Origin of the sequence: Chryseobacterium paludis (genome assembly GCF_025403485.1) — a bacterium.
Lineage (GTDB): Bacteria > Bacteroidota > Bacteroidia > Flavobacteriales > Weeksellaceae > Chryseobacterium > Chryseobacterium paludis.
Genome location: NZ_CP099966.1, coordinates 4,909,834 through 4,925,358, shown reverse-complemented (window position 1 = coordinate 4,925,358; position 15,525 = coordinate 4,909,834). Strand labels below are relative to the sequence as shown.

The 15,525-nt window shown below is 34.1% G+C and carries 8 protein-coding genes; 2 read left to right on the top strand and 6 right to left on the bottom strand.

The window, feature by feature from the left end:
- Positions 1-187: 187 nt before the first annotated feature.
- Positions 188-1,717: a membrane-binding protein gene (locus NG806_RS22345; protein ID WP_261511391.1), complete on the top strand. Its 1,530-nt coding sequence runs from the start codon at positions 188-190 to the stop codon at positions 1,715-1,717.
- A 91-nt stretch (positions 1,718-1,808) separates the two neighbouring features.
- Here NG806_RS22345 and NG806_RS22340 read toward each other — a convergent pair whose 3' ends face one another.
- The gene (locus tag NG806_RS22340; protein ID WP_261511390.1) at positions 1,809-4,544 is read right to left on the bottom strand and encodes a fibronectin type III domain-containing protein; all 2,736 of its coding nucleotides are present in this window, start codon (positions 4,542-4,544) and stop codon (positions 1,809-1,811) included.
- A 298-nt stretch (positions 4,545-4,842) separates the two neighbouring features.
- Between NG806_RS22340 and rplS the strand changes: the two genes are divergently transcribed.
- Positions 4,843-5,199, top strand: coding sequence for a 50S ribosomal protein L19 (gene rplS / locus NG806_RS22335; protein WP_214826301.1), 357 nt, complete (start codon positions 4,843-4,845; stop codon positions 5,197-5,199).
- A gap of 130 nt (positions 5,200-5,329) precedes the next feature.
- Here the strand turns inward: rplS and NG806_RS22330 are convergent, their stop codons facing one another.
- The 5 genes from NG806_RS22330 to rpsA form a co-directional block, all read right to left on the bottom strand.
- On the bottom strand, positions 5,330-6,325 hold the full coding sequence (locus NG806_RS22330) for an alpha/beta fold hydrolase (protein WP_261511389.1): 996 nt from the start codon (positions 6,323-6,325) through the stop codon (positions 5,330-5,332).
- A gap of 79 nt (positions 6,326-6,404) precedes the next feature.
- Positions 6,405-7,388, bottom strand: coding sequence for an EamA family transporter (locus tag NG806_RS22325; RefSeq protein WP_261511388.1), 984 nt, complete (start codon positions 7,386-7,388; stop codon positions 6,405-6,407).
- A gap of 125 nt (positions 7,389-7,513) precedes the next feature.
- The gene (locus NG806_RS22320; protein ID WP_261511387.1) at positions 7,514-10,123 is read right to left on the bottom strand and encodes a T9SS-dependent M36 family metallopeptidase; all 2,610 of its coding nucleotides are present in this window, start codon (positions 10,121-10,123) and stop codon (positions 7,514-7,516) included.
- 108 nt (positions 10,124-10,231) lie between these two features.
- Positions 10,232-12,877 carry a T9SS-dependent M36 family metallopeptidase gene (locus tag NG806_RS22315; RefSeq protein WP_261511386.1) on the bottom strand — a complete coding sequence of 882 codons (2,646 nt, stop codon included), beginning with the start codon at positions 12,875-12,877 and terminating at the stop codon, positions 10,232-10,234.
- A 245-nt stretch (positions 12,878-13,122) separates the two neighbouring features.
- On the bottom strand, positions 13,123-14,919 hold the full coding sequence (gene rpsA, locus NG806_RS22310) for a 30S ribosomal protein S1 (RefSeq protein WP_214826308.1): 1,797 nt from the start codon (positions 14,917-14,919) through the stop codon (positions 13,123-13,125).
- Positions 14,920-15,525 lie beyond the last annotated feature (606 nt).

Below are 15,525 nucleotides of genomic sequence, written 5' to 3'. Positions count from 1 at the left end.
TTAGCAAACACAAATTAATTCCATGAGAAAAAAAATACCTAACTGCAGCTTAGCCGTTTCTCCTACTCTATATCTAATCACAGATAAAAATATCTTCTTATTTAATTCCAAAGAATATATGACTTAAGATGAAGAAATTCATCGAGATCAATTTTTAAACTTCACCTTTACAAAAATTAATGTATACATGAAAAAATTATTTACCCTAACGCTATTAGCGCTACTATTTACAATAAAGGTCTATTCACAAGAGAAAATCTATTTTGATGAAAACTGGGAAAAGACCACTCAAAATAAAATGGAATATTATCGGGAAACTGAACCAAAAGGTAAGTTTACCTTAATAAAAGATTATTACAAAAACGGAACTCTTCAAATGGAAGGCTTAGCTTCAGATATAACTCCACAAAATGAAGTATATGAAGGAAAAGTGACCTGGTATACAAAAGAAGGAAAAGTAATCAATTCTACCACTTTTTCTAAAGGAAAACAATTGGGTCCAGCTCAATCATTTGATGAGAAAGGAAGAATACTTGAGGATTTCACCTATAATTCAGATGGCGGCTATAAGGGAAAGAGCTACGCTTACAAAGATGTTGAAAATTCATCTTATTTTAATTCTCTAACCATATATGAAAGTCCTGAAGTATATAAAACAATAATTTACGATGAAGACATCAAAGGAATCAGATATGAGACGAGCATTGAGAAAAATGGAGATTCTGAAACTAAATACTACGGGGATAAAGGTAAATCACTTGGTAGTAACAGCTATTCTTCATCCACAACCAATAGTGGTACTGTTGTAGAATATTATTATAATCCAATGCGGGTTTCTAAAATTGAAAAATATAAAAATGGAAATGTAATTGAGAGTACTGTATTTGGCAAAAATGGAAATCTTTTACAAGAAGAGAAAAAAAACAAAAAAGACGGATACAAAACAACCTACGATGAATCCGGAAAAAAAATAGGAAATTTAGTATATAAATCAAATACAGAAGCTGAATATCTTACACCTTACGAAGGTGAAGATTATCAATTTACTTATGATTATTTGCAAATTTCTACCATTGATGTTTATAAAAACGGGTCACTTGTATTAAATAAAAGCTTTAGTGATAATGGAAAGTTATACTCAGAGAAAATTCTTAAAGATGATTCTGTACAGGAAATGAAATACTATAATGATAGTGGCACTTTAAAATCCAATATTACCTACAAAAACGATCTGCCTTATAATGGCACTTCATATGATGACCATAATGAACAACTTTATAAAGATGGGGTTTTAGTGCATTCGAAGACATTTTTTGAAGGAACTAAACTGCAATACGAAAAGAAATTAAACGCTGATAAAAACACATATGAAGCAACTGTTTATAATGATAAGGGAGCTATTCTTTACGTTTATAATCAACCAGTGGATGAAAGCTATCTTTTTACGGCACAAATTGCACAATATATCAATGGTAAACCGGCCAACAAAGCTGTTGTAAAAAATGGAATTCTTCAAAGTGGAAAGATTAAATTTAAAATAGATTCTGGCACAAAAGAAATAGAACGCAGTGGAAAATGGATATTATTAAAGATTTATGATTCCAATGGAAAACTTACTCAGGATTCGAAAATTTTAGCCGATTCGGAACAGGATGAAACAAATTATAGCCCCCAGACCGGTATATCGGAAGATAATTTATTGTATAATATTTTTTAAATATAAATAGTCTTTTAAATAAGAGTTTCAGAAAAATAAAAAACCGCCACTTAAAATTTAAGTGGCGGTTTTTATTAGTGTAATAGAACTATTATTGTATAATAAGTTTTAATGTAAATAGTTTTCTGGTGTGAACTTTCACAAAATACACTCCTTTTGGAAGGTTTTCATTCACTAAAGAGAAACGCTGATTATGTACGTTTTTAGATTCATACAATAAATCGCCTGTTGCGGATAATAATTCAATCTTATCAATTGGATAATCACTCTTAATAAATGTAGGTTCACCTGGTTTTGTAGGATTTGGATATAATACTACATTTTTTTCAGTGCTTTTTTGCACATCATCAGTTCCTAAAGTTGATGAAGTAACCTGAAATTGCTTTCTGTTTGAAACTTCAGTATAAGAATCATTGGTAAACATAACCATATAATAATTTCCGGGAGTTGTAGGTAATGCTGCACCGCTTAATGTTTTTGTTCCCTGAGTTATTCCGTCAAAATAGGTATAGGAAACAAAGTTGTCGTCTGGTGTCTGAACACTCTGAGGATAGATTCCCAACCAATCTTTGATGATTCCCGGAGAATCGGTCCATGAAGCAGTAATATTTTCCCCTAAAGTATAAACAGGTTTATTGATCCATAATTCGGTGACAATATCTCCTACTTTAAAGAAAACTTTCTCACCAATCGCGGTGTACCCATCTTCAAGGAAATACTGTGCAAAATAATATCCTTTTGGAAGTCCTGTAAAGTTAAGGCTTCCTGCAGCAGTTGTTACATATTGATAAGTTGCTGAAGTATTAGTTCCCGGGCTTTGTCCCATTTTGTAAATCCCAATCCAGTCTTTTACTAAATTTGGTCCGTTCGTGAAGTTAATTTTCACAGTTCCGCCTACAGGATAAGTATCTGCTGTTGCCTGTAATACTACTTTTGGTCCAACATAGAAATTTTTCCTCGGTGTAATTTCGGTATACCCATCATTAGCAAAAAATCCAGCAAAATATTGCCCTTTTACAGCTAATCCATTATTGAAAGTCGCAGTTCCTGCAGTTTGACCATTGGTATAAAGGTATGTCTGAGAAGTTACAGTAGCAGGAATCTGCCCTTTTTTATAAATTCCGACCCAATCTGTTTGATTTCCAGGTCCACCAGTATAGGTAGCGATAATTGGAGTATTTTGCAGGTATTCTGTGGCATTTAAAGTAAATGTAGGATTTGAAACTACACTTCCAGAAACTTGGAATTGTTTTACATCACTCCAGTCACTCCATTCTAAATTTCTATCTCTGTAACGGGCTTTTACATAATAAATTCCATTAGAAATTGAATTGGCAGGGAAAGTAACTTTTGTAATATCCACTCCCGCATTAAGGTTCTTAGCCTTATCCGGTGTTCCATCTTTTCCAAACCAGTTTTCATAATCACGATAAAATTCTTTTTCAATGACAGAAAAATCTGCTGCTTTACTGATTAGAAACTGTGTGGTATTTAAAAGTTCGCCATTAGGTGATGCAAAAGCACTTCCGTTTAGGGTTAGTGGTAATATTATAGGACCTGAAAAAGTATTGGTGATACTTGGTTTTGTTGGTTTCGGCTGATTTTTATATCTGTGAAAAGAATCTACAAGTTCATTATATTTCTTAGTATAAACACCACCAATAGAATAGCATTCTACATCTACTTTACCATTGGTTACATCTACTTCTACGATCTGATAGGTCCAGTCTGTTAGTGTTTTCTGAACATCATCAAAATCCTGTTCTGTAGACATTCCCCAATACTGATCCCAGGCAGTTCCACCTGAAATAATCTGATAATTCGGAGTATCTTTTAACTGTCCTCTGTGATACAAATGATGATGCGCTCCAACATGCATTAAATATTTGCTTGATGAAGTTAAAAGAGGAACTGCATTGTTTCGCACCCATGTTGAAATATCACCTACATATTGTTCTGCCTGATAGGGTCTGTGACTTAGAGAAATAATCCAATCTATATTAGGGTCATTATTGGCTTCTGTTAAAATTTGTTGCAACCACGTTTGTTGTGCTGCACCCGTATGTTCAGAGCTTAAACTTACAAATAAGACATTTCCAGCTTGCTGAGCATAATAATTTTCATTTCCTGAGCTTATATTATTGTATTTAATTTCATCAATATAAAAGTGAGCATAGTAAGAATTCATCCCTAATGTTCCATATGTTTCATGATTTCCGACTGTTGTCTGAATAGGAAGGTATGGTGATAGTTTAATATTCTTTTTAAAATGAACATTCTCATAATGATCTAACGTCCCGACGTCTACCTGATCTCCTACCATAAAAGTAAGAGCCACATTATCTGAGGGATCTGAGTTCGCACCAAACTTTTGCTTTAATTTTTTAAATGCATTTAAGGTAAGGGTATCATATCTTGGTTCTGCTTTGATCTGGTTATCTCCCATAATCAGGAAGCGTATTTTACCATCTGCAGTAGTAGCTTGTCCTGGTAAAGGAAGGGTTCTGAAATTATATATCGCAGATTCACTTGTACCCGTTTTTATTTTATAATAATACTTGGTATTAGGTTGCAGGCTGGTAATCTTAGCGGTGTGATAAAAATAATTGTTATTATAACCTGTATCCGAAAAAATATTAGTCGTTCCGGTTACGGTAACATTTAAATTTGTTGATGAAGTACCATAAAGCACTGTCGTTTCACTGTTCGATCCGGTTTTCCAATTGACGATCATTGAATTGGGTGTCGGATTTTGTAAATAGGGAAATAATGCCTGTCCAAATGCCATCTGGACGACAAAACAAAGAAGAAATAAACAAATTCTCATAATGGATTAATTTTAGGTGGTGTTGAATGGGGTATTACTGTATTCCGATAAATCTGAAAAGAAATATCCCGTTATTTTTACTTTTTTGCAAAAGTAGATTTCCTATGTAAACTCAGGCTCATGGGAAAGTAAACGCTGTGTTAAGTTTTAGACCGGAAACCCACTGAAAATATCTTGTTTCATAATATAAAATTATTTGGATTATATAAAAGTAATTTTGTACATTTGCAACCTGTTATTCAACCTCTGACGAAAAACGTGTAAGTTGCTTAGCCTTAACATTATATTATCATTAATAATGGATTTATTAAAGTACGTACAAGAGAAGTACATTGCAAAAAAAGAATTCCCGGAATTCAAAGCAGGTGATACAATTACAGTGTATTACGAAATTAAAGAAGGACAAAAAACAAGAACTCAGTTCTTCAAAGGAACAGTTATCCAATTAAGAGGTACAGGTTCTACAAAAACTTTCACAATCAGAAAAATGAGTGGTGATGTAGGTGTAGAAAGAGTATTTCCTATCAATATGCCAGCTCTTCAAAAAATTGAAGTTGACAGAAAAGGTAGAGTTAGAAGATCTAGAATTTATTACTTCAGAGATCTTAGAGGTAAGAAAGCTAGAATCAAAGACGCTGCTTACAAAAAGAAATAATTCAGACAACAATACATACAAAAAGAGGCTTTCTAAATTTAGAAAGCCTCTTTTTATTTATTCATATCTTTAAAAAATGTAAGATTTAGAAATAATGACTGTTAAATTCGAAACAACCTTATTTTTATTCTCATTTAATAAAGTTATACAAAGCATCAAAAAACTTTGGATACACTTCAATATGAGGAAGGTGTCCAACATTTTCTAATTCAACCAATTTTGATCCCAAAATTTCAGCCTGTGTTTTCTTTCCTAATTCCTGATACTGTCCCATTTTTGCCTGAACTTCTTTGGGAGCTCTGTCCTTTCCTATTGCCGTTCGATCTCTTGTTCCTATAATTAATAGTGTGGGAACTTTAATATTTTTAAATTCATATACTACGGGTTGGTTGAATACAATATCGGTGGTTAATGCTGCATTCCATGCGACTGAAGGATAATCTTTACTTAATGTCCAGCCTGCTAACAGATCCAGCCATTTATCATATTCAGGTTTCCAGTGGTTATCGTAATAAAACTTCAACTGATAGTCTTTATAGCTTTGATAAGTATTTTTCAATTCAGACTGGTAAGCTGCATCGATTGTCTGATATTTTGCCAAAACTTTATAATCCTCAAGACCTATAGGATTTTCAAGAATTAACTTCTCTACTACTTCAGGATACATCAGTGTAAATCTCGTTGCAACCATTCCACCCATAGAATGCCCCAGAACAATTAGTTTATTAATCTTAAGTCCATCCAAAATAGCCTTTGTATTGACAGCGAGCTGTGCAAAAGAAAACTGATAACTTTTGGGCTTTGAAGATTTTCCAAATCCGATCTGGTCAGGAATAATTATTCTAAACCCTTTATCTGAAAGATCTTTTGCAGTCTGTTCCCAATAAGCTCCATTAAAATTTTTCCCATGAAGAAGCATAATGATCTTTCCATTGGGATTTTTTGGCTGTACATCCATATAAGCCATTTTCAAATTCTGATTCTGAGAATTCAAATCAACAAAATGAACTTCATAGGGATACTGATAATTAGTAAGCATTCCATCCAAGGGCTTCAACTGGGAAAATACTAAAGTTGGTGCTATCAAAAACAGCATAAGCGTGATTACATTTTTAAAATACATCATGAAATCTTATTTGTGTATTAAAATTAAAAAAACCGTTCCAAAAGAAACGGTTTTTTATTTTTTTATTTTAATTATAAGCTTAAGATAATTGTTCAGCCACTTTCAATTCCTTTTTGGCTGGTAAATTCATCAAGACAATAGCAAAAAGAATGAGTGCAATTCCTGCCCACTGAACCAAAATTACTTTTTCACCCAATAAAACATAAGCCATGGTTACGGATACCGGAAGCTCTAATGAAGAAATAATACTTCCCAATCCCAATCCTGTATTCGGAAATCCCATATTAAATAAAATAGGTGGAATAATAGTTCCAAACACGGCAAGAATAAATCCGTAGGTCCAAAATATAGAATAGTCAAATGAATGGATATGTTGCGTGTTTTCAGTGAAGTTTAAATAAACTGATCTTAATCCATCAAAATAAAGTGGCCCAATCTGAGCAAAGAATAAAAATGCCAGAACCACAATAGAACCTCCCGTAAGCATAATCATACTTTTTCTGAGAACAGGTAAATGGGTCGCCAGCGTATTTGATGTAAACATCGTTAATGTATATGATGAGGCTGCCATTAATCCCCAAAAGACACCATGCCAGTCTAGCTCTATATCGACATTGATAAGATTGGTTGCTAATACGGTTCCCAATAGAACAATGATTGTAGCTATTACTTTTCTTGCATTAGGAAATTTTTTGGTCAAAAAACTTTCTACAACAACACTGAACCATACAGACTGCATAAGTAATACAATGGCTATTGAAACATTGATATACTGAACTGCGATATAGTAAAATAAACTTGTACAACCTAAAGATGTACCCGCTACCAAAAGCATTTTAACCTCTTTACGGGTAGGCGATGGTAATTTTGATTTTGAGGTGACAGTCTGGATGAAATTGAGCATTAAAAGCCCGATCAATCCTAACATAAACTGAGATGTAGTAACCTCAGATGTAGTGTATCCTTCCTGATAAGACATTTTAACAAATGTGGCCAACATACCGTATACACTTGCTCCAATACCGACAAATAACACTCCTTTCAATAAATTTTTCTTCTTCATAATCTTTTTAACAGCCGGCAAAGTTACAATATAATAATTTAATTCACCTTAAGGTAATAGCTCATATAGATAAATAAAATCACCCCAAGCAAGCCTGGGGTGATATAAAAAAATAATAAAATAGTCTATTTTTTAACGATCACTTTAGAAACAGCATCAAAGCCAAGGCCTTTTACTTTTACCATATAAGTTCCATTGATCATTCTGTCGGTTGAAATTGCTTTCTTAGCTTCCGGAGAAATTTTATCCTCAGAAGAAATTAATTTCCCTGACATATCATAAATCTCAACACTGAATTTACCCATTGTTTTGCTTGGGAAATTGATATAGAATTCATTTTTAGCAGGATTAGGATAGATAGAAATCGTGTTGTTTTTTACAGATTTCACCTCATCAGTCGCCAGTAAAGGACATTCGTCAGGAACAATAAAGCTTTCCACCTGATCATTGATATTAGTCATAGATCCCGCTTGTGCACCTACTCCAAGACCTCTTTTTGCAAAGACTCTCCAGATCATACATTTATCTTCTCCTGCTGTAGTAGCTTGTTCCGCCGCCAATATTGCATTTCTTCCATCGATAAACGTTGGATTACATGCCTGAAGTTTTAGAGCATTGGTAACTAACTGTAATACTCTGGAACTACCGTTGGTAGCATTTGCTGTAACATCTGACGAGTAACCATATTTAGCAACATATTGCCAGTGAAGATCCCAAAGCATTGTTGCCCATACAAATCCTATCGAATGTACATCAGGAACAATAATCCCATTTTGATTAGTATATTCCATACCATTAGTATCTCCATACGTAAAGTCATTGATGGAGAAATCAGGAGAATATTTTGCAGGACGTATCCCTTCTCCGTTTGTAGGTTCTCCTGCAGCATATGTTGCCATTCCTCTTGGTACTAAGGCATTATCTCCTGGTTTATTTGTTAACATTAAAGCAAAGAAATCGGACCAACCTTCTCCCATCTGTTCTTTATCTGCCGAAGAACTCAAGCATCCATATCCGGTACCCGTTAATCGGTTAGAAATTCCGTGACCATATTCATGGGTTACAATTCCATTATCAAAGCTACCATCTGGAATTACAGTTGTTGCCGGATCATTTTTCAAAGTTACATTTACAGTTGCCGCAGCAGAAAGCTGGCCCTTAATGTATTCTCCCTCTGTATTTGTAATTAATACTGATGGAATAGTAACAGTAGCATCAGTTCCGGACATATTTCCTATAATATCTCCATTTGCTGCTCCATTATAAATAATAGCAGCTGTTGCTCCTGCAGTTTGCAAATTCTTCGTTTTAACTACAAAAGAACAGGTTCCACGCTCAACTAAACCTATTTTCCCTGTAAGCGAACCTGCTGGTAATGCAGTACATCCATCCAATACAGATGATAATTGTACATTTCCAGTAACTCCGGCAGCATTTAATACAGAACCATATTGAGCAACTCCCACAGCTGGTTGACGAGGCACTGCAGTCCCTGGAGCATTATAAAAGAAAAGTCTGTTGGTGGCTGACCAAAGATACATCTGCATCACTGGATTATAATTATCCGGCGGGCTTGAAAAATTGGCATTATTGGTACCTCCACCATCTTGAGCTTCTGCAAAAACAGAATCATCATCCAATCCACCTAGTCCAAAATTATTTTGTTGGAAATTTTTTGCAGATTCGGTAAATCCAAATTTATAGAAGACGTCATGCACTCTGTTACTAATGTAGAATAAATTAGTAATAGCTGCACTTTGATTATTAGCTGGAGTACCATTTAAATTAAATGGGAAGTTGAAATTTCTTGATGCTCCTCCATCAGGAGAAAATCCTGGTGTATTTGTGTGAGCAGTATCTTCATATGCGTACACATTATTACCTCTGGTGTTGGTATAATGTGTTGTACCATCCGAATGCCATCCTTCTGGTGAAGAAGTTAAAATCCAAGGATTGGATACCACTGATCTTGATCCGAAGGTAGGAGCTTCCAGTGGTGTTGCAAATATATTATAACTGGCAGGATCAGCCACTAAAACAAAATTTTGCTGAGTATTATTCTCAGGACCAACCCATTGATTAATACTATTAATATCTAATGCATCGGAGGCATAAGAATCGGGTTTAAAATTACAAGATAATGTTAAATTATTCTTTTCAATAATACCTCCGTTATGAGCATCTATTAAAATATTCCAGTAATTTGAGGATTTCGGTTCTCTTACAATATATTCATAAGCCAAACGTAAATCTCCATTTACATCATTGGCATATACCAATCGTTGTTTTGCTGTCTTTACATTATTTGGGCTTTTCTCAAAAAAACCTTGAATAGAAAATGAAGAGATCTCAGGATTTCCAAGTTCACCAGCTATTTTTTCAAGAGCAGCAGACTTTGTGATTTGAGCAGAGCTGGAAGAAGACTGAGTGTAGTTTTTTACAAAATTATCAGTATAATAAACAATCTTATTATCCTTGATAAGTGCTGTTCCTACAGAACTATATACAGGAATTCCATTGTAAGTTTGTTGAAACTTAACAACATCCCCATTTAATGATCTTGAAGTATCTATATTATCAATAATAAAATTGGTAAGATCAGATTTTTTATACTCCCTGATCTTATTTTGAGAAATATAATCTTTGATAAGTTGTGTATTCTCTTGCGAAAATAACTGTAATGATGGAATAACTGCAAATGCAGCGACCATAAGAGGTAGTCTTATTTTTTTCATGTATACTTAATAAAATTTAGATTCTATTTATGATTATTAAAATAAATAAAGTAACCGCTTTATTAGGCGATTACTTTATTTTCATTTATTGATCATTAACTATAATAGTTATTTTTTAACGATTACTTTAGATACTGCATCAAAGCCTAAGCCTTTTACTTTTACCATATAAGTTCCGTTGATCATTTTATCTGTTGAAATTGCTTTTTTGGCATCCGGAGAAATTTTATCTTCAGAAGAAATTAATTTCCCTGACATATCATAAATCTCAATACTGAATTTACCCATTGTTTCGCTTGGGAAATTGATATAGAATTCATTCTTAGCAGGATTTGGATAAATAGAAATTGTGTTGTTTTTCACAGATTTCACCTCATCAGTCGCTAATAAAGGACATTCTGGAGGCGTAGTAAAATCCTGAACCTGGTCATTGATATTGGTCTTAACTCCTGCATTTGCATTAACTCCAAGACCTCTTTTAGCAAAAACTTTCCAGATCATACATTTATCTTCTCCTCCTGTAGTTGCTTGTTCTGCCGCTAGTATAGCATTTCTTCCATCGATAAACGTTGGATCACATGCCTGAATTTTTAATGCATCGGTAATAAGCTGTAATACTCTTGAACTTCCGTTAGTTGTATTCGCAGTTACATCAGAAGAATATCCATATTTAGCAACATACTGCCAATTAAGATCCCAAAGCATTGTTGCCCATACAAATCCTATTGAATGTACATCAGGAACAATAGCAGAACCGTTATTAAATTCCATCCCGTTGGTATCACCATAGGTGAAATCATTGATTAAGAAATCAGGAGAGTATTTTGCTGGCCTGATACCAGCTCCAGTAATAGCCTGTCCAGAAACATATGTACCAATACCTCTGGCTACAGATGCGTTATCTCCTGGCTTATTTGTTAACATTAAAGCAAAGAAATCCGACCAGCCCTCACCCATCTGTTCTTTAGAATACGTTAAATTTCCAGTAAATGGCATCGCATTTAAGCAGCTATATCCATCTCCAGTTAATCGATTGGAGATTCCATGTCCATATTCATGGATCATCACTCCATTATCAAAGCTTCCATCCTGTTTCACATTGTAACTCATTGAAACATTCACAGGTGTATTATTTGCTAATTGAGATTTAATATATTCACCTTCTGCATTATCAATTAATTCAGAAAGAATAAAAACATTAGGATTAGCTCCTCCCATATTACCTGGTGCTGCGGAGCTCACCGCATTATAGATAATAGCTCCAGTCGCACCTGCATTTTGCATGTTTTCAACTTTAACATTGAAATCACAGGTTCCTCTTTCAGCTAAACCTATGAATCCAGTCAAAGATCCGGCAGGAAGAGCTGTACAGGCATCTAAAACAGGTGATAATTTTACCGTCCCTGTTACAGGCACCCCAGTTATTTGTTGTCCAAATTGGGCAATAAAAGAAGCAGGTGTTCTTGTAACAGCAGAAGCAGGAGCAGTATAAAATAGTTTTTGAGCATTATTAATCCATAAATACATCTGCATTCTTCCGCTACTTCCATCTGGTGGTGTTGCAAAATTTGCATTATTATAGTTAGAAACCGTAGGTGTAACAGGTGTTGCTGCTCCATCCTGAGCTTCAGCATTTACAAAATCGTTTGCTACCCCACCTAATCCAAAATTATTTTTTTGAAAATTTCTTGTATTCTCCTTAAGACCAAATTTATAAAATACATCATGGACCATGTTATTTGCATAAAACAAATTGGTGATTGCAGCATCCTTATTATTTAATGCATGTGCATTTGGGTCATACGGAAAATTGAAATTTCTGCTTGCACCACCATCTACTGTTACTCCAACAGAAGAATCATCATCATCATTTAGATCCTGATACGCAAAAACGTTATTACCTCTGGTAGTTGTATAATGGGTAGTACCATCCGAATGCCATCCTTCTGGCGAAGAAGCTAAAATCCATGGATTTGAAACCACAGATCTTGCACCAAATGTTGGTGCCTCTATAGGAAATGGAAATATGTTATAAGACGCATTATCCGGAGAAAGGAAAAGATTTGCACTAACCTGTTTATGGCTATCATTAGCTAAAGGAAATACTATTGAATTATTTTCATGCGAATGTTCGTAAGGATGATCTGTAAAATTACAGCTTACATTTAAGTTGTTCTTTTCTACAATTTCTCCTGTAGATGCATTTATTAATACATTCCAATAATTTGCTGATTTCTTTTCAGGAAATACAAATTCATAACAGAGTATAAGTTCCTGATCTTTTTTAGCATATACTAATCTTGATTTTGCAAATAGCATATCTTTCGTATCGGCATCAGAAAAGTTTAAAAGCTTTATTTTACTGGCGTCCTCGATACTTGTTCCTTTAGCTGCAAATGCAAAGGCTTTTTCTTTAGAAATTTGAGGTGAAGAAGAATCTGCTCTTTGATAATCTTTTTCAAAGTTATCATTAAAAAGAATAATTTGCCCGTTCTTCAACAATACAGATCCAAGAGATCCATATACCGGAATATCATTAAATACTTGTTGTATCTTAATAACATCCGCATTCATACTTTCAGAATGATCTTTAACATCAATACTGAAGTTCGTTAAATCTGACTTTTTATATTCTCTGATCTTATTTTGTGAAATATAATCTTTGATAAGTCTTTCATTATCCTGAGAAAATAAACTGGAAGATTGAAATACTGCGAATACAGCAAATAAAATAGGTAGAGTTATCTTTTTCATATACATTAATAAAGCCGCTAATTTACAAATATTTGCTAATCAAAAATCATTTTGTTTAATTTTATTACACAAAAATAATTATATATTTATTCTTCTTTTATCCATCAGTGTTTTAATCATTTACATTATTTGTTTTTTATAATTAAATTATATAAAACGATAAGCTACATCTATTGAAAACAAAATATCAGCAAATAAAAAAAGCCACTCTTTCGAGTGGCTTCATTATTCATAATGGTTAAAGATTATTTACCTTCTTCCATTTTTCTTTTCAATTCTGCTAATGCATCAATATCTCCAAGTGTTGATCTTTCTTCGTTAGAAGATGATGAAGAAGATGTATTAGATCTATTGCTAGATTCTTTTACATTTTTCTTTTCTTCGTCTCTGAAGATCCCTGTATGAGATACTACTACTCTCTTGAATTCTTTGTTGAATTCGATCACTTTAAATTGAGCGTCTTCACCTTTTTTGATTTTAGATCCATCTTCTTTCTCTAATAATCTTGAAGGACAGAATGCTTCAACCTCAGCATCTTCGAATTGTACAGAAGCACCTTTATCGTGTACTTCTACAGCCTTACCAGCGTGTACAGTTCCTTCAGCATATTTAGTTTCGAATTTATCCCAAGGGTTTTCAGTCAATTGTTTGTGACCTAAAGATAATCTTCTAGCTTGGATATCTAATTCTAATACAATAACATCTAATTTGTCTCCTACAGCGCAGAATTCAGATGGATGCTTGATTTTCTTAGTCCAAGAAAGATCAGAAATGTAGATTAAACCGTCGATACCTTCTTCTAGCTCTACGAATACACCAAAGTTAGTGAAGTTTCTTACAGTTCCTACATGCTGAGATCCTACCGGATACTTAGCTTCGATATTTTCCCAAGGATCTTTAGATAATTGTTTCATACCTAAAGAGATTTTTCTGTCTTCTCTATCTAAAGTAAGTACTTCAGCTTCAACTTCATCACCTACTTTCACGAAATCACCTGCAGATCTTAAGTGAGTAGACCAAGACATTTCAGAAACGTGAATTAATCCTTCTACACCTGGAGCGATTTCTACGAATGCACCATAGTCAGCAAGAACTACTACTTTTCCTTTTACTTTATCACCAACTTTCATATCAGCAGAAAGAGCATCCCAAGGATGAGCTTCTAATTGCTTCATACCTAATTGGATTCTTGTTTTCTCGTCATCAAAATCAAGGATAACAACTTTTACAGTTTGTCCATCTTCTAAGATTTCAGATGGGTGGTTCACTCTAGACCAAGAAAGATCTGTAATGTGAATTAATCCATCTACACCACCTAAGTCAATGAATACACCATAAGAAGTAATATTCTTAACAGTACCTTCAAGAACCTGACCTTTTTCAAGCTGAGCGATGATTTCTTTTTTCTGACCTTCGATATCTGCTTCGATCAATGCTTTGTGAGATACTACTACGTTTTTGAACTCAGGGTTGATTTTCACAACTTTGAACTCCATAGTTTTACCTACGAACTGATCGTAGTCTTTAATTGGCTTAACATCAATTTGAGAACCTGGTAAGAATGCTTCGATTCCGTGTACGTCAACGATCATACCTCCTTTAGTTCTTGATTTCACAAAACCGTTAACGATTTCTCCAGTTTCGTGAAGTTCGTTTACTCTATCCCAAGCTTTAAGCGTTCTAGCTTTTCTGTGAGATAATTGTAATTGTCCAGTTTTGTCTTCTCTTCTGTCAACCATTACTTCTACCTCATCACCTACTTGTAGGCCTTGGTTGTAACGGAATTCGTTAAGAGAAATAACACCTTCAGATTTGAAGTTGATGTCTACGATAGCTTCTTTATCAGTTAATCTTACAACTCTACCCACTAAAACGTCGTTATCGTTTAGGCTGTTTAGAGATCCGTTGTAGATTTCTTCTAAATCACTTTTTTCTTTTCTCGCATCTGCATCAAGACCTGATTCGAAAGAATCCCAATCAAATTGTTCTGGTGCTACGTTTTGGTTTAATAAAACCTCTGCTGAATTTGTCTCTTTTGACATTTTCTAATAAAATTTGTATTCCTTCTTTTTTAATGGTTTGAATAAATGTGGATTTAAAAAATACGGAAGTAATTAATTTTTAATATTTTACCTTTTCAAACCTTGACCACAAAAAGTGGCTGCAAATATACGAAGTTTATTTTATATAACCAACATTTCCAAGCACAGAAATTACATCCATAAATAACTGATAGTCAACATTAAAAGATTCAGGAATTTAAAAATTAAAAGATTGGAAAGTCAGATACAACATCCATCTTCTAACTTCTTCCTTTTTAGAAGCTGCTTCCCGCTATCCACTCATACTCCTCGCGCCTGATCTTTCCCAAGGCTTACTGCGGGGTAACCGTTTCTATCGGGGCTAGGGTCCTTGTCTTGGTTCCAGTAACTCCGTCTGCTGTATGAAGTTTTAATGAGATTGCTTCGTCGCTGCGCTCCTCGCAATGACAGGAGTGAACCTAGCCCCGATTGTAGTAGAAATCCTTTTTTGAAAAAAAAGATTGTAGCGAAAAGCGGGAAACAGCTCCAGAAAAAAATACAGATGGTAATTGATAATTGATGAGGCATACTAATAAAAACAGATTCTTCAATCCGTTCAGAAATCGA

Coding starts and splice junctions, on each gene's coding strand:
- NG806_RS22320 (WP_261511387.1), bottom strand. CDS start 10,123: ATGAAAAAAATAAGACTACCTCTTATGGTCGCTGCATTTGCAGTTATT.
- NG806_RS22330 (WP_261511389.1), bottom strand. CDS start 6,325: ATGATGTATTTTAAAAATGTAATCACGCTTATGCTGTTTTTGATAGCA.
- NG806_RS22340 (WP_261511390.1), bottom strand. CDS start 4,544: ATGAGAATTTGTTTATTTCTTCTTTGTTTTGTCGTCCAGATGGCATTT.
- NG806_RS22325 (WP_261511388.1), bottom strand. CDS start 7,388: ATGAAGAAGAAAAATTTATTGAAAGGAGTGTTATTTGTCGGTATTGGA.
- NG806_RS22345 (WP_261511391.1), top strand. CDS start 188: ATGAAAAAATTATTTACCCTAACGCTATTAGCGCTACTATTTACAATA.
- NG806_RS22315 (WP_261511386.1), bottom strand. CDS start 12,877: ATGAAAAAGATAACTCTACCTATTTTATTTGCTGTATTCGCAGTATTT.
- rpsA (WP_214826308.1), bottom strand. CDS start 14,919: ATGTCAAAAGAGACAAATTCAGCAGAGGTTTTATTAAACCAAAACGTA.
- rplS (WP_214826301.1), top strand. CDS start 4,843: ATGGATTTATTAAAGTACGTACAAGAGAAGTACATTGCAAAAAAAGAA.